The sequence below is a fragment of the Paenibacillus paludis genome (assembly GCF_042610515.1).
Classification (GTDB): Bacteria; Bacillota; Bacilli; order Paenibacillales; family Paenibacillaceae; genus Paenibacillus_AQ.
The window spans coordinates 88,900-114,678 of record NZ_JBGJZP010000012.1 but is presented as its reverse complement, the minus strand read 5'-3'; the positions used below and the strand labels follow the sequence as shown (position 1 = coordinate 114,678).

The window sequence follows — 25,779 nt, the reverse complement described above, 5'->3', positions numbered from 1 at the left end:
ACGATTGTTTTGGAGGTGCAGTTATGGATATTACGCGACAAACCGGGGGCAAGCTTGCCTTATCCAAACCGGGAAAAAGAAAACGCATCAAAGGGGACGGGTGGCTTCCCTATTTGCTTATCGCCCCCACAGTCCTGCTCATTGCGGGCATCCTGATCTTTCCGATATTCCGGGTATTCGACCTGAGTGTTCAAAGCTACGATTTCACCCGCCTGCAGGAAGCAGGCTATATCGGACTGGAGAATTTCCGCCATATCTTCACGGAAGACGATTTGTTCTACACCACACTGGTCACTACGCTGAAATGGGTGTTTTCCGAGGTGGCCCTTCAGCTGGTCTTCGGGCTGATTGTTGCCCTGCTGCTGAACCAGTCCTTCCGGCTGCGCGGCCTGGTCCGCTCGCTGGTGCTGGTTCCCTGGGCCGTATCCGGTGTGCTAACGACCATGCTGTGGTCGCTCATGTTCAACCAGCATATCGGGATCATCAACGATATCCTGATGAAGCTTGGCATCATTGATGAAGCCATCGCCTGGCTGGCTAATCCGAGCACTGTGTTCGGCTCCGTAGTCTTCGCCGAGCTGTGGCGGGGTATTCCGTTCTTTGCGATCACCCTGCTCGCCGCGCTGCAGACCATTCCACACGAAGTGTACGAATCCTGCGAGGTGGACGGTGCCGGGCCCCTGAAGAAGCTGTTTCATATCACTCTTCCCTATCTGAAGGAGAGCATTATTTTCGCCACCCTGCTCAGAGCCATCTGGGAATTCAACTCCATCGACATGATCTTTACGATGACGAACGGCGGCCCGATGGATATGACGACAACGCTGCCGATTTATATGATGAAGACCTCGATCCTTGAGGGCAACTACGGATATGGCTCGGCGCTTGGCGTCGTCACCTTCCTGTTCCTGATGCTCTTTGTCATTCTGTACCTGAGACTCAACCGGGGAGGAATGCAGGATGAATAAGACTACCGGCCGCAAAATAGGCAGCAGGCTGCTCTTTTACATTCCGCTGGCCTTAACGCTGATCTTTGTACTCGTTCCTTTTCTATGGGCTATCTCCACCTCTCTAAAAAAAGAAACGGACATTATGAGCTCGACAATTCAATATCTTCCGTCTCCGCTGACCTTCGAGAATTATATCAATGTGTGGAACGATAATAATTTCTCGCAATATTTCCTCAACAGTGTGCTGGTCTCCATCCTGTCGGTGATCGTCATTACACTGCTGTCGGTGATGAACGGTTATGCGATGAGCCGGTTCAAGTTCAAGGGAAAAAGCGCCTTTATGCTGATCCTGCTGGCTACACAGATGATGCCCGTCATCCTGTTTGTAATTCCGCTGTTCCTGATTTTCAAGAACCTCGGGCTAATCAACACGCCTTACTCGCTAGTCCTGTTCTATATCGTGCTGCAGGTCCCGTTCAATACGATATTGATGCGCGGCTTCATCGCCTCCACTCCGAAGGAGATTGACGAAGCGGCCATGGTCGACGGTGCGGGAAGATTCCGCATTATCTTCGCCATTATTGCGCCGATCGTGCTTCCGGGCATCGTGGCAACCAGCGCCTTCGCATTCATCGGCGTCTGGAATGAATTCCTGGTCGCGTTCTCGTTTATCACAACGCCGGACCGCTTCACAATTCCTATCGGGCTGAAATTTATGATCGGCGAATTCAGTGTGCAGTATGCCTCACTGGCAGCGGGAAGCATTATCGGGCTGATCCCTCCTGTGCTGCTGTTCATGTACATCCAGCGTTATTTGGTGGAAGGCCTCGGCGGTGCCGTCAAGGGCTGAATCCGGCTCCAGTCATTAAGGACGGGGCCGGAAAGGCTTTTCCCGGAAACGTCCTTAATATATACAACAATATAACTTTCAGGGAGGTCTAAAGATTTATGAAGACAAGAAAATTACGGAGTTCCGTATTGGTGGGCGCCTCGCTTCTGCTGGCATTGACCGGCTGCGGCTCGAACAAGGCAACGAACTCCGCCTCATCAGGCGAAGCCAGCAAGAACGGGGATAAGGCTAAGCAGACAACCATCAGCTTCTGGGCAGCTGCGGTGACTACGGAGCGCAACGCTTTTTTCGAGAAGATCATCAAGCAGTTTGAGGAAGAGAACCCGGATATTAAGGTGGATTATCTCGGGGTTCCCGGTGATTTGTCCGCTTACGAGCAAAAGGTAAATGTCGCGATCTCCGCAGAACAGGCACCGGATATCATGAATGATTTCAAGGCCGACCTGCTCGCCAGAGATGTGCTGGAGCCCCTCGATGCCTATTATGACAGCTGGGCCGACAAGGATCTGATTTCCGCTGAGCTGATTGCCAGTAACCGTAAGCTGGATACCAAAGAAGGAAAATTGTATGCGCTACCATACAGCTCCCAGACCTGGAATCTCTGGCTGCGCCCTGACTGGTTCAAAGAAGCCGGCCTTGCGCTCCCCGATACCTGGGATCAATTCTTCGAGGATGTTGCCAAGCTTACCGATAAATCCAAAGACCGCTACGGGCTCAGTATCCGCGGTGGTGCCGGAAGTGCCAATACGCTGGAAATGCTGATGTACTCCTACTCCGGAATTGCTGATTATTTTACGCCTGAAGGAAAAGCAACGATCAATGATCCCCTTCACGCAGAGTTTCTGGAGAAATATTTAGGCGCCTATAATGTCTATACTCCAGAGGATGATCTCAACAAGGGCTGGAGCGAGCTCGCCGCCACCTTCCAATCGGACAAAGCGGCTGTTGTTGTGCATAACCTCGGCTCGGCAAGCTCCCATGAGAAAGCATTCAACGGAGACTATACCAAGTTTGAAGCCGTTCCGTTTCCGAAGGGTGTCAACGGCTATCGTGAACATCCCGGCCTCATGCCGCTGGGTCTGACCATGACCAAAACCGCCGAAAACAAAGACGCGGTATGGAAATTCATGACCTTCTATCTGTCTCATGACATCAACAGCCAGTACGCCAAGCTTTATGGTGAAATCCCTGCCAATCAGGAGGCGGCGGCCGATGCCTGGATTCAGGACATTCCTTATATGAAATCCGCTTCGGAGCTGCTGAATTCAGCCGATACGCATTTTGCCGGCACTCCGTATTATTTACCGGGCTACAGCAATATCCAGAAAAAGATCGAGCCTATGATTCAAAAGGTGATGGCCAAAAAAATGACCGGAACAGAAATGCTGGACGAATGGGCTAAACTGCTTGAGGCAGAGAAACAGTCCTATGATCAGACTCAAAAATAATACGCCGCCGCGAATGGGAGGGCTGGAATGAATACTCATGCTGTTACAGGTTCCGGACGCTGGATTCCCGACCAGGGAGACGGGACTTACAGAAATCCGATCATCTATGCCGATTACTCTGATCCCGATGTTATCCGTGCAGGCGATGATTTCTTTATGACCGCCTCCAGCTTTGCGCATACACCGGGTCTGCCGATCCTTCACTCCCGTGATCTGGTCAACTGGAGCATCGTCAATCATGCGCTGCCGCAGCTGGAGCTTCCCGGCTATGAGCGGGTGCAGCACGGCAAAGGCGTGTGGGCGCCCAGCCTGCGCTTTCATGACGGGCAGTTCTGGATCTTCTACGCAACACCCGACGAAGGCATCTTCATGACCAAGACGGATAACCCGTTTGGTGCCTGGGAACCACCGCATCTGGTGAAGGCCGCCAAAGGCTGGATCGACCCTTGTCCTTTCTGGGATGAAGACGGGCAGGCCTATCTGGTCCATGCCTTTGCCCATAGCCGTTCCGGCCTGAAGCATATTCTGAGCCTCTGCAGGATGTCCCCGGACGGCAGAAGCCTGCTGGATGAAGGCCGGATTATCATCGACGGCACAGTAAAGCATCCTACACTGGAAGGTCCGAAGCTGTACAAAAGAAATGGCTATTATTATATCTTTGCCCCCGCGGGCGGAGTGCCCACAGGCTGGCAGGCGGTCTTCCGCTCCACCGCCATCGAAGGGCCTTATAAGGATAAAATCGTGCTGCATCAAGGGGATACCGCGGTGAACGGCCCGCATCAGGGAGGATGGGTTGAGCTTGCGTCCGGCGAGTCCTGGTTTATTCATTTCCAGGATAAAGGCGCCCACGGGCGGATCGTCCATTTGCAGCCCATGGAATGGCAGGAGGATTGGCCGCTGATGGGCCGGCTTGCACCCGGGCAGGACATCGGAGAGCCGGTAGAGCTCTGGAGCAAGCCCAATATCCGTGCCGCCGGAGAAATTGCCGTTCCCCAAACTGCAGATGACTTCCGCGGACCGTCGCTCGGCCTGCAATGGCAGTGGCAGGCCAATCCGGCCACCGGCTGGTACAGCCTGAATCCCTGGGGCGGCTTGAGACTGTATGCCGCAGCACTTCCAGAGGACTGCCGCACTCTTTATGACGCCCCGCAGCTGCTCATGCAGAAGTTCGCCGCTCCCGTTTTCTCGGCAGCCGCACAGATTACGCCCAGCTTTGCCACCTCCGAAGAACGGGCGGGCCTCGTGGTCTTGGGACAGCGGGCCTTCTATCTGGCCTTGTCTATGGACCAGGACGGAGCGCTCCGGCTGACCCAGTATGAGAGCCGTAGTGTTACAGAGAACCTCACGGAAGCCGGGGATATTAAAAAAGCTGAGATACTCACCGGTGCAGACAGCCTGCACTTAAGGTTCAGCTTGGGGGAAGATTGCCTTTGCCGGTTCAGCTTCAGCCAGGACGGTTCACAATACACCGATTTCGGTGAGCCGTTCACGATTGCTGAAGGACGGTGGGTCGGAGCCAAAGTTGGCCTGTTCGCAGCCTCCTTTGCCCCGGTCCAGTCCGGGGGCTTTGCGGACTTTGACCATTTCCATATCTAAGCTAAATTCTTCGCCGATATCCCAGGATATCGGCTTTTTTCCACTTAAAAAGCTGGCGGGAGCAGAAATTAGACAGCTGGATGGAAAATCATTCAAAACTTGGTTTGTATCCCTTTTCAACAAGTGTTACAGTGTTAGAAACGGCCTATTTTAAGGCTGAAGCAAGGAATGCAAGACATCTGGCGGGAAAGGAGTGCCCAATTTGCGGGAGTACCTTAATAAGCATCCATCCTTCAGCTCTCTGAAATGGTTCAATTTCTTCGTATATGGAACCGTGGTCCTCTTCACCAGCTTCTTCCCACTATATCTGCAGGATGTAGGGATGAATAAGTTGGAGATCGGGAGCTTAATGTCGGTAGGCGCACTCGTTTCAATTATTGCCAATCCTTTCTGGGGCATATGGAGTGACCGTTATCAGAATATGCGGCGGATTGTCCTCGTCATGCTGACGGGAACACTGGTATTGTCTCAGCTTGTATTTCAGGCGCATACATATGAAATGATTTATGTTTCCATCCTTTTCTTCTATTTCTTCCAGGGTCCGCTGTTCGCCCAGAGCAACACGATGATTCTTAGCTATATTGACGGCACGAATCACAAGTTCGGCTCTTTCCGGCTCTGGGGCTCACTCGGATGGGCGCTGACCGCGATCCTGGCCGGGCCCGTTATTGAGTGGGCCGGCGTATCTATCTTGTCTTATCTCTTTGCTGCACTGCTCTGCGCGGCCATGCTCTCGCTGGTTGCCCTGCCGAGGCTCGATCATTCCATAGGCGTTGCGCCATTGCCGTTCAGGGGCTTCCAGAAAATCTTCTATAATCCGTTTTTTCTATGTTTTATCTTCTTCGGCATTCTGGTCTCCATCCCCAATACGATGAACAATACCTTCGTGTCGCTCTACATTACAGAGCTTGGGGGCAGCAAAACAATGATCGGCCTTGCCGTATTCCTCTCCTCTATCCTGGAGGTGGGAGTGCTGCTGCTGTGCGACCGTTTCCTGAAACGCAAAGTCTCGGTGCTGCTGGGCTGGCTGGCACTCGTGAGCGTCTTATTTGTCCTGCGCTGGTGGCTGATGGCCGGTGCGACAACACCGCTTCAGGTAGCTTTTATTCAAATTCTGCACTGCATTACGTTTGGCGGCTTCTTCTATGTGGGAACGCAGCTGACCATGCTGCTGGTCCCACGCCCCTACCGTTCCTCTGGACAAGCCCTCTACACTCTGACCTGGAGCGGCATTTCCGGCATTCTGGGCGGTGTCCTCGGCGGTTGGCTGTATCAGACTCTCGGGGCCCAGAGCATGTACCAGTCCGGTGTATTCCTCTCGTTCATTGGAACGCTTGGCTTCGGCTTAATGTGGCTGTTCGTCAGCCGCGGCGACTACCTGAACCCGGCGGAGCAGGAGGAAGAGCTGGCGGGCCACGAGTAATAGTCTCATAAGCAGCGGATACACCCTATAGGACATAACACAAAAGCAGGCTTGGACTTCCCGATAAGGAAGCCAAGCCTGCTTTTATGTTAGCCTGCCAGATTACAATTCTATGAATTAGCCCTGCTTAGGCGGCTGGAATGAGCTTTTGAGGGATACCACAAGATTGAACACGAGATGTCCCGGCGCGGAGTATTTGCTGTCCACGTTAAAATAGCCATGGCGGAAGAATTGGAACTTGTCCTGCGGCACGCTGTCCTTCAGACCCGGCTCCACAAAGCCCTGCAGAATCTCAATGGATTGCGGGTTCAGCTGATCGAGGAAACTCGGCTCCGGTTTGTCGGCCACAGGCTCCATTCCTTCAATCTCAGCCTCCGCATCCGCTTCTTCAGCGGAAATCAGCGGCTCATAGAGGCGGAATTCCGCCGGTACTGCCTGGCTGGCATCCACCCAGTGCAGTGTTCCCTTGACCTTGCGGCCGGTAAATCCGCTGCCGCTCTTCGTCTCGGGATCATACGTGCAGTGCAGCTCCACAACCTCGCCATTCTCATCCTTGATGAACTCGTTACACTTAATGAAATAGGCGTTCTTCAAGCGCACTTCGTTGCCGGGAAAGAGACGGAAATATTTGTTCGGCGGAATCTCCATGAAGTCATCGCGCTCAATGTAGATTTCACGGGAAAACGGAATCTGCCGGTTACCCATTTCCGGATTCTCCACATTGTTCTCAATCTCGAAGTATTCGGTCTGACCTTCCGGATAGTTGGTAATGACCACTTTCAGCGGCCGCAGCACGGCCATCGTCCGGGGAACGGTCAGCTTCAGGTCTTCACGGATGAAATGCTCCAGCATTTGCAGGTCCACCAGACCCTGGCTTTTGGAAATGCCTGTTTCGTACACAAAGCTGCGGATCGCTTCCGGAGTGTACCCGCGGCGGCGCAGCCCGGAAATCGTCGGCATACGGGGATCATCCCAGCCGTCCACATGGCCTTCGTCCACCAGCAGTTTCAGCTTGCGCTTGCTCGTTACCGTCTGGGCCAGGTTGAGCCGGCCGAATTCATACTGATGCGGCACAGCCGGCATCTCGCATTCTGCTACCACCCAATCATAGAACGGGCGCTGATCTTCAAATTCCAATGAGCAGAGGGAGTGGGTTACACTCTCAATAGCATCTTCCAGCGGATGTGCAAAGGTATACATCGGATAGATGCACCATGCATCGCCGGTATTATGATGATGCGAGTGGGAAATACGGTAAATGACCGGATCGCGCAGGTTGATATTCGGCGAGGACATGTCAATTTTGGCACGGAGCACCTTTTCGCCGTCCTTGAATTCCCCTGCCCGCATGCGGCGGAACAGATCCAGGTTCTCTTCGATTCCGCGCTCACGGTGAGGGCTGTTCTGCCCCGGCTGGGTCAACGTACCGCGCAGCTGGCGGATTTCGTCGGCGCTGAGGTCATCGACATAGGCTTTGCCTTTTTGGATAAGCAGTTCTGCCCGCTCGTACATTTCTCCGAAATAATCGGAGGCAAAACGCAGTTCATCCCATTCATAGCCGAGCCACTGTACATCCTCTTGAATGGAATTCACATATTCTGTATCCTCTTTAAGCGGATTGGTGTCGTCAAATCTCAGATTGGTCTTTCCGCCAAATTCATCAGCCAGCGTAAAGTTAATCCAGATCGCCTTGGCATGTCCGATATGTAAGTAACCGTTCGGCTCCGGCGGAAAACGGGTGACGATCTCCTTAACCTTCCCCGAGCTCAGATCTTCAGTAATGACATTCTTAATAAAATTGGAGGGTGTTCCACGGTTCTCCACAGCTATCAACCTCTCGTTCTGTATTGTTCTACTTCCTTGTATGAACATGTTTCCTACTAATATACCCGTTAACCGTAGAATGTTCAATAAAATGGGTGACTCACTCAGCCTTGCCGGACGCTTTGACTTCTCTCCCGGCGATAGAGTAGCATGGAAATTATAAGGCATGATTAACGAATAACTTAACAATGGGGGACTCATTCTTATGAAACCGATGAAACTGCCTAAAGAGCAGCGCGACATTATTACAGAGAACATCCGCACTTACTTCGAAGCCGAACGCGGAGAGACCATCGGCCATCTCGCAGCCGACAATTTGCTGGATTTCTTCCTCAAGGAGCTAGGACCTGCCCTATACAATGGAGCGCTGAGCGATTGCCGCGCCCTTGTAGGACAGCGGATGCAGTCGCTGGAAGAAGATATTTACGCTCTGGAATGGAAGAAGCGTTAATCAGTACATCCGGCCCTAGTGGCACAGAGGGAGGTAGCCGCTTGTTTAATTATGTCATTGATGAAGAGCTTGTGCTGAAACTGTTGATGCCGGAGCAGGCCCGCCACATGTTCGCGCTGGTAGAGCGCTCGCGGAGCAGGCTCAGGCAGTGGCTGCCTTGGGTTGACGGAGTCACCGAGCAGGACCACATCGCCACATTTATCAAAAATGCCGTCAAGCAGGGCAGCGACAACGGCGGCTTCACCGCCGGACTGTGGGTCCGGGGAGAACTGGCCGGCATTATCGGCTATCATGAGATAGACTGGCAGAGCCGCTCCGTCGGAATCGGCTATTGGCTTGGCGAAGGATATGAAGGCAAAGGCTACATGACCAGCGCCTGCCGGGTTTTCGTAGATTATGCGCTGCTGGAAATGGAGCTGAACCGCATTGAAATCCGCTGCGCCACGGGCAACAGGCCCAGCCGAGCGATTCCCGAGCGGCTGGGTTTCGTATTCGAAGGGGTTCTGCGCCAGGCGGAGAAGCTGCCCGAGGGCTATGTGAATCATGCGGTATACGGCCTGCTGCGCAGTGAATGGAAGCTGCTGAGCTAAACAGTGGGACATATACAACCCGGCCGGATGTAACGGAATTTTAGATCTTTTATAACAAACCAAGCCCCCCGTAACAGGTGTCCGGGGGGACTTGGCATACCATCAAATTCACCGATTTTGGATATCAGCAATCGTTAGCTCTCCGCAGCCTCAAGCCAGCTCCGGAACTTCATCCGGGTTCCCGACGCCAAGGTGTCCAGTTCCGATAGCTCAGCCAGACCGTTCTTGTCCTTACGGCCATGTTCCATCAGATAGAGCACCCGCTTTACAGGGTAGCCTCCCGCACCGGATTCCTTCTTGACGATTCGATCACCGGCTGTAATCTGACCTTCACGCAGTACACGGAAATAAAATCCGCTGTATCCGGTAGCTAGCACTTTGGCTGGCATATCAGCCGGGCCATGCTTCTGCGAGAGCTTAAAGCAAGGAAACCGCGGCTGGCTGACCTGCAGCAGAGTCGAACCGATCTCATACACATCACCGATGCAGACCTCGGTCTCCAGCAGCCCGCTGACTGTGATATTCTCGCCGAAGGCGGAGAACTCCAGTTTCTTCCCGAGCAGCTCCTCCCAAAAGGCATAATGCTCAATCGGATACACACAGACCGCTTTGTCCGGCCCCCCATGGTTCACCAGGTCCGCTTGCCCGTCACCGGCGAATCCCTCAAGATGAAGCTGTACCGGTCCAGCCGCCGGCATTTTATAAATCCCCGTTTCCAGCGGCTTACCACGGTAATCTACCGTTACAGGTTTGCCCACATTAAGCGAAATGACTTCCATTTCCCTTCCCTCCAGTCAGCATGCAGCTCATAAATACCTCATCTACATAATGTCCGCCAAGATAAAACTCTTCCCTGAGCCGGCCCTCTTCCTCAAATCCGCATTTCCGGTAGAACGAGAGCGCAGGAATATTGCTGGACAGCACCCGCAAGCGGAGTTTGCGTATCCCGTTCTCTCCGGCATGCTGCTTGATCGCCTCGATCAGCTGTCCGCCGATGCCAAGCCGCTGGAACTTCGGATGGACAGCGATGTTCACCTCGCACACATGGCGGTTGCTCACCATCCCGCTGGGACAGCCGAAACCGACATACCCGCATAGTTCTCCTTCCTGCAAAGCTACAAGCTGGGAACCGGGAGGGGCATGGAGCAGATAATCCTCACGCGAACACCACATTAATGGACCCGGTGTGGTCTCCTCCGTCCAAATCATGTTATCGAGAATAATCAGCTCACGGGTATCCTTTAACTCCGAGGGACGAATCGTGAGCGAGCCTCTAATAATTTGTTGCATAGCTCTTTGCACTCCTTGACTTACCTTTAAGTGATTCTTCTACAGACCATTATACCCCATTTTGTTCCAGTGCACGGCCAGAACGGTTGATGAAGGCATGGACCGCGAAGAATCCTACCGCCAGCAACGCCATTCCGCAAGCCAGCCAGCCTGTCGGCGCAATGCCTCCCCGGTCATACAGGCTGCCCATCATATAGGGGCCGAGAACTCTGCCAACCGCGCCGATCCCACCGCTAAGCCCGAGATAGAAGGGCGCACTGCGGTCCGCATGATCGGAAATAAATGAAGGCATCGCCGGAGAAATAAGCATCTCTCCCAGCGTGGTCAGCAACATCGCCAGCACCAGGCCGGGATAGCTTGGCATTAACAAGATCACTGCATATCCACTCAGGTAAAAAACAGCGCTTGCCGTCATCTGCGCCGTCGAGGTCTCCGCGAACCAGCGTTTGATCAAACTTACCAGCGGCTGCGCGGCAAAGATCAGAATCCCGTTGAGCGTCCAAAGAAGGCTGTAGGTGCTCTTAGCCCAGCCTTCCGAAATAATAAACGGAGAAACTCCCGTATTCCAGATCGAGTTGCCGATCAATAAAAACATCGAACCTAAGGCCATATACAGATAGATTCGGGTGTGGCCTATAAGCTTCCAGTTCGACAGCTCTCCGGGGCCGTTTCTCCTATGCGGCTCGGCATGGGCCGGCTCTGTGCCAACCTTCCGCAAATACACAAAGAAAAATGCGGCAAACACCGCTGAGGTCAGCCCATTAAGCACGAAACTCAACAGATAGGAAATATCGGCCAGAAAACCGGCCAGCATCGTGCCCAGCGCTACCCCAATATTATTGGCGACATAAATTACATTAAAAAGCTCTCCGCGCTGTTCTGCGAAGCGGAAACCTATAAAGGCCTGAATGGCCGGCAATGACAACGAATTGAACAGACCCACCAGTCCCATCACCAGCATGAACATGTTCCAGTTCACGCTTGCCGCCGGCAAGGTAAACAAGGCCAGGGCATTCATGGCCAGCGCACCGACGATCAGGCGTTTGACACCAACTTTATGATAGAGTGATCCACCCAGCAGTTGTCCGAATATGCCTCCGAGGGATTGAATAACAATAACGAGTGCGGCATCTGTCATACTGCGGCCCAGTTCATCAAATACATACATCGTGACAAGCGGCCACATTAGTGCGCTGCCTGTTGCATTAATAAGACTGGCAATCAGGAATACTTTGACTTCCTTTGGATAAGCTTGTAAAAACCTCATGACTTGTCTTTCAACCCCTGTAATATATGTGTCATTAATTTCATCCAGTATCATCCCAAAACAGGACGAAGAGCAAGCATTCACACTGACGCATTATCGCGTCACTCAAACACAATATCCCTCATGATTCTTGACCAAAACCTGTGGACAGCCTCAGCAGTAAAAAGCCTGTCCAATCGGATCTTTATATTTTATAACTGCTGCCACCATGCGTAAATAAAATTGCTGAACAGGGACTGATTCGTTCTTCGTTTGCCCGGGTAATAGAGCATATGAAACACTCCCTATTAATTCGCCGTGAGCCCGATTTCGTTCCCCCGAGTCGGATATGCACGGCGAATTTTGTGTTGTGCGCCCCTATTTCACCTCACAAAAAAACACCCCGAGAACCTTCCCTCTTGAGCCGTTAGCTGGAAGAGAGAAGGTTACAAGGAGTGTCTATTGCCGTTTAAGACTGCATTTAATTAGTAAGAATTAAGCGTGTTTCTTCACCCCGACAGAGGATACACCCTCTACGGATTGCACAGCCGCCGGCCCTTTGCGAAGGTAAGCCATATAATAGGCTGCGGCTACGAAGATGGCTCCGCCCGTAAGGTTGCCCAGCCATACCGGGGCAAAGTTGCCGAAATATTGTGCCCAGGTAAAATGCCCCTCAAATATAGCAGCAGGAATAAGAAACATGTTGGCTACAACGTGCTGGAATCCGATGGCCACAAATGCCATGGTTGGGAACCAGATACCGAGGATTTTGCCGCTGAAATTATCCGCCCCGTAAGAGAGCCACACGGCCAGAGCTACCAGCCAGTTACAGCCGATCCCGGAGACAAAGGCCTGCAGGAAGGTTGCATCAATCTTATGTTCAGCCATATCGACCAGTTTATCGAGATACACTCCGTCTGCGGTGAGGCCGACAACGTGGCCGAAGAAATAAGCAACGAACAACGCGCCTGCCAGGTTGCTGAGCGTGATCAGTACAAGGTTCTTGATGACTTCCCAGAAGGAAATCTTCTTCGCAATAAATGCCAGCGGCACGGCCATCATATTGCCTGTCAGCAGTTCCCCGCCGGCCAGCAGCACCAGGATCAGTCCTACCGGGAACACCGATGCCCCGATAAAGTTTGCGATGGAGCCCCATTCCGCCGGAGCACCGGCAATGACACGAATATCCAGTAAAAATCCGAGCGCAATAAACGCTCCCCCCAGAAAACCGAGAATAAGTACGGTGGCAAGCGGGTTGTGAGCCTTCTTGATTCCGTTCTCTACCGTTACCTCGGCAATCTGCTGCGGTTTGTTATAAGCCATGATTCCTATCCCCTTTTAATACTTAAAATTTGTTCCTTTATGCCATTGTAGCGTGATCGCAATCACATTTACGTGATAAAAGTCACGTCTAGGAAAACTAAGTGAAAGTTTTCACTGACATGTCAAATTTACCTTATCTACACAATTCAGATTAACTTAATCACAAAAACATTTCTCACCATACATCCCATATCACGCTAAATATTCGGGCCGATTGTACCGATAGTGGAGTAAAAGAGGTGGTGATCGTGTTCCCGTAAACACAGGAAAAAGCACATACATATTGATAGACAACCTGAGGCGTGTCAGCCTGGCACTGCTATGTCTGATCCTAATCGGAACTGCTGCTGTCACTCCAGCTGCAAGGGCAAATAGCGCTCCATTTGTGGATACTGAGCGCAGCTATGCCCATCAAGAAATTGCACAGCTGTTCTCCAGAGGGATCGTTCAAGGCTATGGCAACGCAACGTTCAGACCCTATCAGCCGATTTCTATTGCAGAGATGGGCACCATGATGTCAAGGGCATTATCCATTCCCATTCCTAGTTCGGACTATCCGCTAACAACGGAAGCGGCACCGAATTGGGCCATCCCCTCCATACGCTCGCTTTTGTCTGCAGGCATTATACAAGACCAGACAATAGCATGGAGAGGTGAATTAACACGCGAGAGCTTGGCAGTATGGTATATCCGGGCCTTTGGAGTGTATGACCAGGTCCAAAAACAAGGGGATATGGCTTCGTTTAAGGATAGTCACTCTATCTCGGAAGAAGCCCAAACAAGCGTCTGGGCAGCCCAGCAGCTCGGGCTGTTCCAAGGAGATGAATATCAGCGGTTTAACCCAAAGCAATCCGTTGACCGTCAAAGCGCAGCTATGGTAACTGCTCGTGCATGTCTTCTGCTTGAGGATGCCAACCGTATACAAGATTTGCTTGAGCCTGGTAGTGACTTGCCTGATTATCCTGAAGTCCCCAAAGGCGCACCTTTAGAAGATAGCGAGATCGCTTATCCAAACGCTTCTTCTACAGATCCCGTAACACCAGTTCCACCGGCTTCACCGGATCCAACGCTGGGTCCATCCGCTTCACCGGATCCAACAATGGTTCCATCGGCTTCACCGAATCCAACGCCGGTTGCATCGGCTTCACCAGCTCCAACACCGGGGCCATCGGCTTCACCGGCTCCAACAATGGTTCCATCGGCTTCACCGAATCCAACGCCGGTGCCATCCGCTTCACCGGCTCCAACACCGGGTCCATCGGCTTCACCGGATCTAACACCGGTGCCACCGGCTTCACCGAATCCAACACTGGTGCCATCCGCTTCACCGGCTCCAACATCGGCGCCATCCGCTTCACAGGTTCCAACACCGGTGCCATCCGCTTCACAGGTTCCAACACCGGTGCCATCCGCTTCACCGAATCCAACACCGGTGCCATCCGCTTCACCGAATCCAACACCGGTGCCATCCGCTTCACCGAATCCAACACCGGTGCCATCCGCTTCACCAGTTCCACCAAAGGTTCCATCGGTTTTACCGGTGCCACCAAAGGTTCCATCGGTTTCACCGAATCCAACACCGGTGCCATCCGCTTCACCGGTTCCAACAACGGTGCCATCCGCTTCACCGGCTCCAACACCGGTGCCATCCGCTTCACCGGCTCCAACAACGGTGCCATCGGCCTCACCGGATCCAACAACGGTGCCATCCGCTTCACAGGCTCCAACAACGGTGCCATCGGCTTCGCCAGATCCAACACCGGGTCCATCGGCCTCACCGGATCCAACAACGGTGCCATCCGCTTCACCGGGTCCATCGGCCTCACCGGCTCCAACAACGGTGCCATCCGCTTCACCGGCTCCAACAACAGTGCCGCCAGTATATGAGGCAGTGGATTCTGTACAGGTAACCACCGATACAATTGACGTTTCGTTTAATGTATCTATGGAGGATTGGAAGCTGGCTTATGTGACCTTGGATGTATACGGAAGCGAAATCATGCCGGAGCATTTGCCGCCAGACCTCAAAGTGCTGGTTACTGATGATTACTCTGTACTGGCAGAGGATGGGACGGTAGCAAACTTTTATAACATCCCGAAGCCTGGAACTATAATCCATGGTCGAATCCTGCTCAGTTCCGAGGTCGCCGACTTTAGCATCATCAGCAACTTCGAGCTTGAGGTACTATCGCCTCAATACAATTCAACAGCTTATTTCACTGTATCCTTGTTGCTGGAAGATACAGGAGCAAACGCTACAACAGTTGCCGAAATGCAAACCATGCGGAATACACTGGCAACTATTGATCCCGATTTGCGGGTAACCTGGGCCATGGACAACCGATTTGTGTTCGATGATGCACAGCGCCCTCAATTGCAACAGGTGCTTAACTACGTGGATCTATATGGAGATGAGGTAGGGATCGCATCCGGCTATCCGAATGATAATTTCAACCTGGCCCAATGGATTGTAGAGATGAACTCGTGGCTGTACATGTACAGATATAATGCGCTCAATTCCCTGCACCAGGGGGGCACCAACGGAGATAGCTCCGTATGGGAGAGTATTCCTGACAAGTATCGTCCCAAGTCACTGTCCACCTATGCCATCAATCCCGAGCAGGCTGCCTGGTTAAAAGACAACTTCCGGATCGATGCGTTTATGGGCTGGGCTGCAACACAGTATAATGTAGGCCAATTGTCTGCTGAAGGATCACCGCTGATGCCATACTGGGCACATACCGCTAATCCGATGCTGCCCGCACAGGATGCTGCTACTAACAGTAACAATGTATTTATGAATGCCCTAAGCATTGATCCCATCGGCTCCCGCTATATTACAGGGGCATCCAGATGGACACTGCATCCGGCGGATCCATTTGTAAACGATACGAAGGCAGAACCTCAGCTGCATCTGGCCTCTCAGTATCTCAACAATCCTTTTCAGAACAGAAATACGGTCAATTACCTCTCACTGGTAATTGGTACCAATTGGGTGATGAGGTCACCCAACCTATTCGCAACCTGGCAAGACTTCATCAGCAGGTTCCCGAAAGATGCCGGCGTTGAAATATTGGGTGTTCATGGACTGGCAGAGATCTACAAAACAAAAACAGCCCACAGCAATGAACATTCAGAATTCACTCTGATGTTCCGGGGGGCTGGATACACTACGGTCAGTGGAGAGAATTCTCCGGGGGATTTAAGGTATCTGTGGACAGAAACTGCAACAGAGCGTATTATCCTTGCCAAAAGAGACGGAGACCCACTCTGGAGCATCATTGACTTCACCGATTACTCCAGATCGCCTGTTACCAAGCTTCCATATACGTCCAATGGAGCGGCGGACGATATAAGCTACATCACAGGGAGAAACTACAAGCTGACTCCCGCGGCTCCGTTAACCTCAACAGAAATCGAACGTATCCGTGCCCGGCTGGATGTCATTGATTTCCATGAAGATATCGACTACCAATGACCAATAAGCCATGCCAAGTGGAAACGGCTTCGCCGTCCTCAAAAGGACGGTATCCGTTTCAGCGAGAAATAGAAGGATAATTTATAGCGTGAAGCATATAAATTCTTATCTTTTAAAAAAAAACACGCCCTGCCAACCTTTTCGAAGGATTGGACAGGGCGTGTTTTCTTAGCTGTTATACCGTCACTGTTTCTTTATGTGTCACACTCTTTGGCAATGCCTGAAGGCCAGCAGTGTTCAGGAAGTTCCACGGCTTGTTGTAATGCGGCTGGAAGAAGAAATCAATGAAGGCCAGCTGATCCACCGTCATTTTGTTCTGGATGCAGACAGACACGGTATTGATCGACTGTGTCAGATCCATCTTGGACATAATCTGCGCTCCGAGAACCCGGCGGGTGGCGCGGTCAAATACTACTTTTAACTGAACCTGCTCAAAGGTCGGCATAAACTCCGGACGGTAGTTGTCGATCAGCAGCACGCTCTCGATATCCATGCCTTCGGCTTTGGCCGCGTCTTCCGTCAGTCCTGTTCCGGCGATGTTATCCTCATAAATCTTAATCCCCGATGTTCCCTGCGTACCCATGTATGGGATCGTATTCGCCACCAGGTTGCGCGCTACCAGTGTTCCCATACGTACGGCATTCGTAGCCAGCGGAATATAGGCATGTTTGCCGGTTGGGTTATAATGAATCGCACAGCTGTCGCCGGCGGCATAGACATCCGGGAGGCTGGTCTGCATATAATCATTGACGATAATCGCCCCGTTAGGCAGCATATCCACTTGCCCTTTCAGCAGCTCTGTATTCGGACGGAACCCGATGCAGAGAATAACCAGATCGGTCTCATGCTCCCCTTTGCTTGTGATCACCTTGGTCACTTTACCGTTCTCTCCGGCAAACGAGCTGACCTTCTCACCGAGCGCCAGCTTGATGCCGTGATCCTCCAGTGTCTGCTGGATCGGTGTAGTGAATTCTTCATCCAGATATTTGCTCAGGATCCGGTCCTCACCATCGATCAGCGTAACCTGTTTGCCGTTCATTTGAAAAGCCTCCACCAGCTCGACACCGATATAACCGGCTCCGACAACGGTGATTCTGTCCACCTGCTGCGCTTTTTCGATAATGGTGTTGGAGTGATTGTAGTTCTTCGAGAGCAGGATGCCATCCAGCTCCATGCCTTCCAGCTTTGGCACAATCGGCCACGAGCCGGTAGTCATAATGAGTTTGTCGTACGTATCTTCAAATTCCTGGCCGTTTGCCAGATTACGGGCTTTTAAGGTTTTGCGGGCTGTATCCACATTGATCACTTCATGGCGCATCTTTGTATTGACACCCAGTTCAGCGAGCTTCTCAGGCGAAGAATAAAATAAGCCTTGCGGATCTTTAACCACTCCGCCGACATATAGAGCAATGCCGCACGACAGGAAGGAAATATTATCATTGCGTTCGTACACCGTAATTTCGGCATCCGGGTAAAGCTGGGCGGTATTAACAATTGCTGCGGTTCCGGCATGGGTACATCCAATGACTGCTACTTTCATGATTTCTTCCTCCTCCAAATTGGCAAGCATATTTTTGTCTGTTTGTTTGTGATATATTTCACTTTATATACTGATTATATTGTGATTAATATCACATTGCAAGCCCTTTGGTACATCTTCTCATATTGTTCACATTTGAAATGTATGAACTGCACCGTTTTTCGGCACTCTGCGGCTTCCTTTAGCTTTTCCCCGGCGGCAAGACATTATGTCTTAAAAATGCAGGAAGCAGCAGCCAGCCTAGGATAACAGCCGCAGCGCAGCAGGATAATATCAATCCAGGAAACCCGTCACGCAAAAACCCCGGCACCCGCGAAAATTACGCAGCGGGTCCGGGGTTTCGGCCATACTAAAAGATATAGAGACTACTCCAAGCCGTGAATTACACCGTCTTCGTCGACGGAAATCCCTTCGGCGGCCGGCTTGGCCGGGAGCCCCGGCATGGTCACAATATTGCCGGTAATCACAACAGCGAAACCTGCGCCCAGCGACAATGTAATATCACGCACACCCATCGTGAAACCTTCCGGCGCACCCAGCAGTCTTGGCTGATCTGAGAAGGAATACGGTGTTTTGGCCATGCACACCTGAAGCTGCTGTAAGCCCAGCCGTTCGATGATGGCCAAACTGCGTTTGGCCGCAGGGGAGAACACGACTTCCGCACCACGGTAAATTTCGGTGACGATTTTATTGATTTTGGACGGAATATCCAAATTCTCTTCATACAGTGGGGTATAACTCCCTGCATCTTCACGATCCAGCAGTTTCTTCAGCTCCGCTGCCAGCTCGAGTCCACCGGCACTGCCTTCTGCCCATACCTTGGAAACGGCCGCAGGCACGCCAAGGCGGCTGCAGGCGTTCAGCACCTCTTCAATCTCCGATGGCGCATCACCTTCAAAGTGATTGAGCGCAACGAGCACAGGAACGCCGAATTTGCCTAAATTCTCAATATGGCGTTCCATATTGGACAGTCCCGAGAGCAGTGCCTCCCGGTTGCCTACATACAGCTCTTCTTTGCGGACACCGCCGTTATATTTCAGCGATTTCACCGTCACAACCAGCACAGCTGCAGAAGGGGCAAGCCCGGCCTGACGGCATTTGATATCCATAAACTTCTCCGCACCAAGATCAGCGCCAAACCCCGCTTCGGTTACAACCACGTCACCCAGCTTCAGCGCATAACGGGTCCCGATGACACTGCTGCAGCCATGGGCAATATTCGCAAAAGGTCCACCGTGCACAATGACCGGCGTCCCCTCCAGTGTCTGCACAAGGTTAGGCTTCACAGCTTCCTTAAGCAGCGCGGTCATCGCTTCCACCGCCCCGAGATCCTTGGCCGTTACCGGCTGTCCCAACTGGTCATAGCCGACCAGCATACGGCCTAAACGCAGCTTAAGGTCAGCAAGGTTATCGCAGAGGCACAGCACAGCCATAATCTCCGATGCTGTTGTAATCTGGAAACCGCTCTCCCTAACCGTTCCATTGCCGTCGCCCAGCCCGGTCACAATGCTGCGCAGACTGCGGTCATTCATATCCATGACCCGCTTCCAGACGATGCGCTGCGGATCGAGGCCCAGCACATTCCCTTGGAAGATATGATTGTCGATCATCGCCGACAGCAGATTATGCGCTGAAGTGACTGCATGAATATCTCCTGTAAAGTGCAGATTAATCTCATCAGCCGGAACGATCTGTGCCTTGCCTCCGCCGGTTGCCCCGCCTTTCATGCCAAGGCATGGCCCCAGCGAAGGCTCGCGCAGTGCCGCTACCGTCTTCACCCCCGCTGCATTCAGCGCCTGGGATAGCCCAATGGTTGTTAAAGTCTTGCCTTCGCCTGCCGGTGTAGGATTAACCGCAGTAACCAGAACCAGCTTGCCATCGGGCTTGTGCTTCAGCTCATCCCATAGCGTTGGCGCCAGCTTGCTTTTATATTTGCCGTACAGCTCCAGATGCTCTTCACTAATCCCTGCTGCCGATGCTACCTCTGTTATTAACCTCATGCCCTTATAAAACCCTCCTGCCGTTATTATCCTGCTTAGTACTGCGCATTATGCGCTTAATGTGCTTTATGTATGGCCAACGATGATGTTGCTCTCTTCAAAGGATACAGCGTCTCTGAAAAGCGTCAAGGATTATTTTCATAGTATATTTCACAGCGCAAGCCGTGGCAAAGGTTTCAGTGCCTGCTTTCACCGGAGATCAGCTATGGCTAATCAAATAAAAGCCCTCCCAAAATGCGGTTTGCACCGGGTTTCGGGAGGACACTGAATTTGCACTAAGCCGGACTTGGCCCAGGTTTGCAAATGCTGTTTACAGCAAAGATTCTATGAGTCCCTTCATCGTTTCAGGGGATTCCTTCGGCTCGATGCGGGCCACAACCTTGCCGCTGCGGTCAACCAGAAACTTGGTGAAGTTCCACTGGATGTCACTGCTCTCGGCTGTACCCGGCTGCTGGCCCTTCAGATATTGAAAGAGCAGGCTTGCATCCGGTCCATTGACATCCACTTTGGCGAAGACCGGAAATTTGACGCCATAATTAATCTGGCAGAACTCCTCCGCTTCTTCACTCGTTCCCGGCTCCTGGCCGGCAAATTGGTTGCAGGGAAAACCCAGCACGACAAGACCTTGGCCGCCATATTGCTCATAAAGATTCTGTAAATCTCCGTATTGCGGGGTAAGTCCGCATTTGCTGGCCGTGTTGGCGATCAGCAGCACTTTGCCTTCATAATCCTTAAGCGGCACTTCTTTACCGGAAGGCGTTACTCCGGCAAAACTGTAAATAGACATCCTGCATCCCTTCCTTTCGGGTGTATGTTAATAAATGACCGGTATTGCAGCGAAATGCCCAGACTGGGACTTTGCATTTCATTTCCCATCTTACCTTATCGGAAACGGAAAACAAAACTCAGCAGATTATTTATTATCCAGCGTCTGAGCCCCGCGGGGACAGCCCGCAAGCCTCAGCGATAAGCCGGAGGGATTTCAGCCGGTCCTCAAAGCTATGCATAAAACTTGCAAACATAATCTCTTCACATTGATATTGTTCGGCAAGAGCCTGGAACTGGCGCCGGATATCCTCCGGCGCCCCCACAACCATCCGCCTGCGGTTTTCCTCAATACGAAACCGGTCATACGGAGCAAAATTATAGCGGAGCGCGGCTTCTACGGAAGGCGTGCCTGTGGAGACATGTCCTTTCTCCAGCAGTACAAGCGAAAGATCCATGCTGGTTGCCAGCCGGTCTGCCTCTTCAGCGGTTTCGGCACACACAGCAAATACGGAAACCAGCGCACGCGGCTTCGCGGCAGCGTGAGACGGCCTGAAGCTCTGCCGGTAGGCACTTACCGCTTCAGAGCCTCCGTTGCCGTTAATAAATTGGGCGAAGGCGAAGCCGGTCCCTAGCTTCGAGGAGAGTTCGGCACTGTCTTTGCTTGAGCCGAGCAGCCAGATTTCCGGCGCTGTACGGACGGCCGGAGTGGCCTGCAGTCCGGCAAAACGGTGCCCGGAATCCACTGTGCCGTGCAAATAGGCAATGAGATCCTTAACCTGCTCCTCATAACGGCTTATGTCGTCTAACCGGTTCTCTTGCAGGGCGCGCACAGCCAAAGCCGCACCTCCCGCTGCCTTGCCCAGTCCAAGGTCAATCCGTCCGGGATACAGCCCTTCCAGCACGCGGAAATTCTCAGCCACTTTAAAGGTACTGTAATGCGGAAGCAGAACGGCACCGGAGCCAATCCTAATGGAAGAGGTCACAGCAGCCAGGTGGGCCATGAGTACTTCCGGGCTGGATCCGGCCAGTCCGGGAGCCGCATGATGCTCCGATACCCAGAAACGGTGATAACCCAGCCTCTCCGCCTCCCGGGCGAGCATGGACGTTTGGGCCAAGGCCTCGGCGGGGGAGCTGCCCTCGGAGACCGGAGACTGATCCAATATGCTTAATTTCATATTCCAAGCCACTCCAATGATAAGATTTGAGATATCCAGATACTTCCTCCATTATATCCTGAACGTTCCCTATGTACCTATCCCCAACAGCAAAAGTCCTTCTCCTGCGAACCGGAGAAGGACTTTACCTCGCTATATACCAGCGCATGCACCGGTAGAGCTGCGCACCCGCTTAACCAGCCTGTGGGCAAGCTTTGAATTACTCCTGAACCAGCTTGACCAGCATATGCGCCAGACGATGCCGCTCTTCCTTGCTGCCAACCTTCCACAGCTCCAGCAGCAGTTTCTCCTCGCTGTTGCGGGGCTCTTCATAAGCCGCCAGATAATCAGCGATTTTCTCGGCTGCTAGGGCCAGCTGCTCATCGCTGAGCCCGATTTTTCGGGCAAGATGAATCCGCTTACTTAAGTAGCTTTTAAACTCCTGAAAATTGTTCAGAATAACCTCTTTCTGCTCAGGTTCAATCCGGTCCAGGGCGTCATTGACACGGTTCATGGTTACACTTCCATCCTTGCTTACCACATGGTTATGTTCGGACACGTGATGCGCCTCCTTATGAAAACTAATTAGTTTCCCACTACTTAACCATCGGCCGCATAGCTGAACCATAGCATTGCAGGAAGCAGACGTTACGCATTGGCCAATCAAAAAAGCGGCCCCGTTATCCCGGGACCGCTGATGGAGCTGTTGCTAAACATATAGTGAGCCTACTTTTTAATAAGATGGCTTGCAGCCGGTTAATTCGATACGGGAACAGCATCAAAGTACTCTTCCAACGTAATACCTTTCTCTGCAATGGAGGCGGCAATCTCCTTGCCTACATAGCGGACATGCCAAGGCTCGTACTTATAACCGGTAATCGACTGCTTACCTTCCGGATAACGGATAATGAATCCGTACTCCGCAGCATGGCTAGCGAGCCAATCAGCTTCAGGCGTACCCGCAAAGCAGCTCTCGGCGGCGCATTTGCCGTCACTGCCGGAAATGTCAATCGCCAGGCCCGTCTGATGCTCACTATGGCCGGGAACTGCGCTGTAGGTGCGGGCTTTCTCTTCCCCGTCTCTGTCTACATAGTTGTTAAATAGCCTGATCTGGGTTTTCTCGGAACGGTAGGCCGAAACACCGGCCAGCTGTATGCCGTCCTTCTTCGCCCCTGCGAACATTTCCTCAAGCGCACCAGCTGCAGTGCGGCGCATCATCCGCTTCTCAATCTTCTCCGAGAAGAGGAACCGCACATTCGGATATACCAGATCCGAAGGCTTATACTTATCCGGCAGCTTGTACTGCTTGTTGACCATGACTGACATGCTTTCGGGCTCTGCGGCAGTCAGTTCGGCTACATTATTGCCTGAGTCCGGCGTGCCCGGCTTATTTGTAACAACAGAAGTTGGATTGGTAGCCGTATCCCCGCTATCGTTCTCTTCCGGATCAGCCGTAGCAGCCGGAGACCCTTCGGCTCCCGTGTTGTTTCCAGAAGTCTCCTGGTCCTGCTCGTCCGGGTTTACACTGGCAACTGGCGAAGGTTCTGCACTTGCATCCGGCTGACCCTGAAGGGCACTGCCGTCGCTTACTACTGTTCCTTCTTCCTCTGAAGCGGATGGAGCCGACGTATATTTCCCGATTCCCCAACCGATCGCAATCACGACAACGAACAAAATAACTATTTTGGCGGTCTTGGACATATGATGTATGTTTCCTCCTATACTTGTTGGCATCCTGCTTCCGATCCGTCTGTACGAAACCAACAGTTGCCTCATTCTCTGCACTCCTGCAGCTGGCACTCTATTTATCTATTAGACAGGCTAAAGGGCAAAAAAGTTTCAGTCGTATAAAACAAATGTTACCACAGGTCGTTGGCGGATACGCCAACTGCCCTATGGTAACAAGTTTCATCTATAGCTGTCGAGCGCCTTTATCTGGATGAGCCGCGTCCGCCGCGTGAACCGCCGCCGGAGCTCTTGCCACGCCCGCCGCGCGATGCACCGCCACCGCCGCCGCTGTTCCGTCCGCCGGAGCTGTACCCGCCTTTGCCGCCCTTGGAGCCGCCGCGCGCACCTTTGGGAGCTGCCGCATTGTAGCCGCCTGCTTCACTGCTGCGGGCTACATTGGCTCTGTGTTTAGGGCTGGCTTGCGCACCGCCCGGATTATAGCCGCTTCCGGAGCCTGCGCCTTTGGAAGCGCCATAGCTGAAGCCGCCAGCTTCCATTCCTCTGGTGACGTTGGAGCTGTAGCCGCTGCTCGGGCCGCCTTTGGATGGGGCGGCCGTTCTGCTGCCGCCACGCCCGCCGGCGGCATTGCCGCCTGCCCCGTAAGCTGCAGCCGGGCTGGCGCTTCTAGGGTCAAAGGCACCGTAGCCGCCGCCCGGTCTTGGCTTCGCCGCGCTCTTGCCGGCGGAATCGCCGCCTCTGGGCGCTGCCGCCTCATAGGCGCTGCGCTTGCCTCCAGCCGCTGCATTGCGGCTGATCTTCTCCGCAGGCGCGCCCCAGCTGCCTGCTTCCTTGTTGCCGCCGCGGCCGCGGCCGCCCGGCCGTGCTCCGGCTTCGGCGCGCGGTGCTCCGCCGCTGCGCCCTTGCCCGCGCCCGCCGCGGCCGGCACGCGCCGCTTCAGGCGCTGCGTTCTGGCGTCCGCCGCGCGGGGAGCCGCCGCCTTGCACGGAGGTGAATTCGCCTACGCCGAATTCATCCTTCTCGTAGCGGCGACGGTCCAGCCGCTGGGAAATGCCGTGCTCGATCAGCTCGAGCCCGGCGCGTTCGCGCGGCGAGGAGAAAGTGATCGCGAGGCCTTTGCCTCCGGCGCGTCCGGTCCGGCCGATCCGGTGAATGTAGCTGTCCGCATCCAGCGGCAGGTCGTAGTTGAAGACATGGGTAATCCCTTCAACGTCCAGACCGCGCGCGGCAACATCCGTAGCTACCAGCAGCTGCAGCTTCGCATCGCGGAACCGCTTCATCACTGCTTCGCGTTTGCCCTGGGACAAATCGCCGTGCAGCTCGTCGCAGTCATAACCTGCTGCCTGCAGCGCTTCGTTCAGCTTCGATACCCGCCGTTTGGTCCGGCAGAAGATAATCGCCAAATACGGGCGGTCGCGTTCGATCAGCGCCTGCAGCGCTTCTTCTTTGTTGCGGTCGGAGCACTCTACGACCTGCTGGCGGATATTGTCCAGCGGAATCGGCGAGCCGCTCTTGATCACGATGTCCAGCGGTTCCTTCATGTAGTTGGCGGCAAGACGTTTAATCGGATCCGGCATTGTGGCGGAGAAGAGCATCGTCTGACGGCGGTAAGGAACAGCCGTAATAATCGTCTCCACATCCTCCAGGAAGCCCATATGCAGCATCTGGTCTGCTTCATCCAGGACGAGCATCTTCACGCCCCCAAGATCCAGCGTTTCCCGCCGCAGGTGGTCAAGCAGTCTGCCCGGGGTTCCGATAATGAGATGTCTTCCGCCCTCCAGCTTGCGAAGCTGCTTCTCTACATCCTGGCCTCCGTAGACAGCCAGAATCTTCACACCCGTATGCCGTGCCAGCTTGCGTGCCTCTTCCGTAATTTGCAGGGCCAGCTCACGCGTCGGCGCGAGGATCAGCGCCTGCGGATAAGCCGCCTCCACCCGGATTTTGTCCATAATCGGCAGCAGGAAAGCGAGCGTCTTTCCCGTTCCCGTCTTCGCTCTGGCGATAACATCCAGACCCTGCACCACCGGCGGAATGGCTTCCTCCTGCACCGGCGTTGGTTTTACAATGCCTTGTCCTTTGAGCAAATCATTCAATAATTCAGAAACTCCTAATTCCTTAAAACCCGGCAATTTCTCCACCTCACTAATTCTCTAATTTGCTTT

Annotated in this window: 21 protein-coding genes and 1 pseudogene; 9 read left to right on the top strand and 13 right to left on the bottom strand. The window is 53.1% G+C overall.

Annotated elements, in window-relative coordinates:
- Positions 1-23 precede the first annotated feature (23 nt).
- The 5 genes from ACAN56_RS22095 to ACAN56_RS22075 all read left to right on the top strand — a co-directional run bounded on the left by ACAN56_RS22095 (position 24) and on the right by ACAN56_RS22075 (position 6,267).
- On the top strand, positions 24-968 hold the full coding sequence (locus ACAN56_RS22095; protein WP_052092358.1) for a carbohydrate ABC transporter permease: 945 nt from the start codon (positions 24-26) through the stop codon (positions 966-968).
- A complete protein-coding gene (locus tag ACAN56_RS22090; RefSeq protein WP_038597501.1) occupies positions 961-1,800 on the top strand; it encodes a carbohydrate ABC transporter permease in 840 nt (279 codons plus the stop codon). The genes ACAN56_RS22095 and ACAN56_RS22090 overlap by 8 nt, the downstream gene beginning before the upstream one ends.
- Positions 1,801-1,898: 98 nt before the next feature.
- On the top strand, positions 1,899-3,248 hold the full coding sequence (locus ACAN56_RS22085) for an ABC transporter substrate-binding protein (RefSeq protein ID WP_038597504.1): 1,350 nt from the start codon (positions 1,899-1,901) through the stop codon (positions 3,246-3,248).
- Between the two features lie 27 nt (positions 3,249-3,275).
- The gene (locus ACAN56_RS22080; protein WP_379145764.1) at positions 3,276-4,844 is read left to right on the top strand and encodes a glycoside hydrolase family 43 protein; all 1,569 of its coding nucleotides are present in this window, start codon (positions 3,276-3,278) and stop codon (positions 4,842-4,844) included.
- Between the two features lie 202 nt (positions 4,845-5,046).
- Entirely contained in the window at positions 5,047-6,267 is a 1,221-nt protein-coding gene (locus tag ACAN56_RS22075) for an MFS transporter (RefSeq protein WP_379145763.1), read from the top strand.
- A gap of 117 nt (positions 6,268-6,384) precedes the next feature.
- Here ACAN56_RS22075 and ACAN56_RS22070 read toward each other — a convergent pair whose 3' ends face one another.
- A complete protein-coding gene (locus tag ACAN56_RS22070; protein ID WP_379145762.1) occupies positions 6,385-8,091 on the bottom strand; it encodes a glutamine--tRNA ligase/YqeY domain fusion protein in 1,707 nt (568 codons plus the stop codon).
- A gap of 205 nt (positions 8,092-8,296) precedes the next feature.
- Between ACAN56_RS22070 and ACAN56_RS22065 the strand changes: the two genes are divergently transcribed.
- Positions 8,297-8,542, top strand: coding sequence for a DUF2164 domain-containing protein (locus ACAN56_RS22065; RefSeq protein ID WP_038597516.1), 246 nt, complete (start codon positions 8,297-8,299; stop codon positions 8,540-8,542).
- A 41-nt stretch (positions 8,543-8,583) separates the two neighbouring features.
- The gene (locus ACAN56_RS22060; RefSeq protein ID WP_379145761.1) at positions 8,584-9,132 is read left to right on the top strand and encodes a GNAT family N-acetyltransferase; all 549 of its coding nucleotides are present in this window, start codon (positions 8,584-8,586) and stop codon (positions 9,130-9,132) included.
- 134 nt (positions 9,133-9,266) lie between these two features.
- On the opposite strand, the gene ACAN56_RS22055 is transcribed toward ACAN56_RS22060, so the two are convergent.
- The 4 genes from ACAN56_RS22055 to ACAN56_RS22040 form a co-directional block, all read right to left on the bottom strand.
- Complete coding sequence (locus tag ACAN56_RS22055; RefSeq protein ID WP_379145760.1) at positions 9,267-9,911, bottom strand: MOSC domain-containing protein; 645 nt, start codon at positions 9,909-9,911, stop codon at positions 9,267-9,269.
- Positions 9,892-10,422, bottom strand: coding sequence for a GNAT family N-acetyltransferase (locus tag ACAN56_RS22050; RefSeq protein ID WP_379145759.1), 531 nt, complete (start codon positions 10,420-10,422; stop codon positions 9,892-9,894). Before ACAN56_RS22050 ends, ACAN56_RS22055 begins: the two co-directional genes overlap by 20 nt.
- A gap of 49 nt (positions 10,423-10,471) precedes the next feature.
- Positions 10,472-11,689: an MFS transporter gene (locus ACAN56_RS22045; protein ID WP_379145757.1), complete on the bottom strand. Its 1,218-nt coding sequence runs from the start codon at positions 11,687-11,689 to the stop codon at positions 10,472-10,474.
- 474 nt (positions 11,690-12,163) lie between these two features.
- Positions 12,164-12,991, bottom strand: coding sequence for a formate/nitrite transporter family protein (locus ACAN56_RS22040; protein ID WP_038597531.1), 828 nt, complete (start codon positions 12,989-12,991; stop codon positions 12,164-12,166).
- Between the two features lie 385 nt (positions 12,992-13,376).
- Between ACAN56_RS22040 and ACAN56_RS22035 the strand changes: the two are divergent.
- Positions 13,377-13,853, top strand: a pseudogene (locus ACAN56_RS22035) (S-layer homology domain-containing protein); the annotation flags it as partial.
- A gap of 143 nt (positions 13,854-13,996) precedes the next feature.
- Here ACAN56_RS22035 and ACAN56_RS22030 read toward each other — a convergent pair.
- Positions 13,997-14,905 (bottom strand): serine-rich family protein, encoded by a 909-nt coding sequence (locus ACAN56_RS22030; protein ID WP_379145797.1) that lies wholly within the window; start codon positions 14,903-14,905, stop codon positions 13,997-13,999.
- Here ACAN56_RS22030 and ACAN56_RS22025 point away from each other — a divergent pair.
- A complete protein-coding gene (locus ACAN56_RS22025; protein ID WP_379145796.1) occupies positions 14,883-16,469 on the top strand; it encodes a DUF3863 domain-containing protein in 1,587 nt (528 codons plus the stop codon). The genes ACAN56_RS22030 and ACAN56_RS22025 overlap by 23 nt on opposite strands.
- 175 nt (positions 16,470-16,644) lie before the next feature.
- Here ACAN56_RS22025 and ACAN56_RS22020 read toward each other — a convergent pair whose 3' ends face one another.
- From ACAN56_RS22020 to ACAN56_RS21990, 7 genes are all read right to left on the bottom strand, one after another.
- A complete protein-coding gene (locus ACAN56_RS22020) occupies positions 16,645-18,009 on the bottom strand; it encodes an FAD-dependent oxidoreductase (protein ID WP_379145755.1) in 1,365 nt (454 codons plus the stop codon).
- A gap of 365 nt (positions 18,010-18,374) precedes the next feature.
- The gene (locus ACAN56_RS22015) at positions 18,375-20,009 is read right to left on the bottom strand and encodes a formate--tetrahydrofolate ligase (RefSeq protein ID WP_379145754.1); all 1,635 of its coding nucleotides are present in this window, start codon (positions 20,007-20,009) and stop codon (positions 18,375-18,377) included.
- Between the two features lie 310 nt (positions 20,010-20,319).
- Positions 20,320-20,796: a glutathione peroxidase gene (locus tag ACAN56_RS22010; RefSeq protein ID WP_379145753.1), complete on the bottom strand. Its 477-nt coding sequence runs from the start codon at positions 20,794-20,796 to the stop codon at positions 20,320-20,322.
- A 133-nt stretch (positions 20,797-20,929) separates the two neighbouring features.
- Positions 20,930-21,952 carry an LLM class flavin-dependent oxidoreductase gene (locus ACAN56_RS22005; protein WP_379145752.1) on the bottom strand — a complete coding sequence of 341 codons (1,023 nt, stop codon included), beginning with the start codon at positions 21,950-21,952 and terminating at the stop codon, positions 20,930-20,932.
- A 199-nt stretch (positions 21,953-22,151) separates the two neighbouring features.
- The gene (locus ACAN56_RS22000) at positions 22,152-22,490 is read right to left on the bottom strand and encodes a DUF3243 domain-containing protein (RefSeq protein WP_076109691.1); all 339 of its coding nucleotides are present in this window, start codon (positions 22,488-22,490) and stop codon (positions 22,152-22,154) included.
- Positions 22,491-22,687: 197 nt separating this feature from the next.
- The gene (locus ACAN56_RS21995; RefSeq protein WP_379145750.1) at positions 22,688-23,632 is read right to left on the bottom strand and encodes a M15 family metallopeptidase; all 945 of its coding nucleotides are present in this window, start codon (positions 23,630-23,632) and stop codon (positions 22,688-22,690) included.
- 230 nt (positions 23,633-23,862) lie between these two features.
- On the bottom strand, positions 23,863-25,710 hold the full coding sequence (locus tag ACAN56_RS21990; RefSeq protein WP_379145749.1) for a DEAD/DEAH box helicase: 1,848 nt from the start codon (positions 25,708-25,710) through the stop codon (positions 23,863-23,865).
- Between the last annotated feature and the right edge of the window lie 69 nt (positions 25,711-25,779).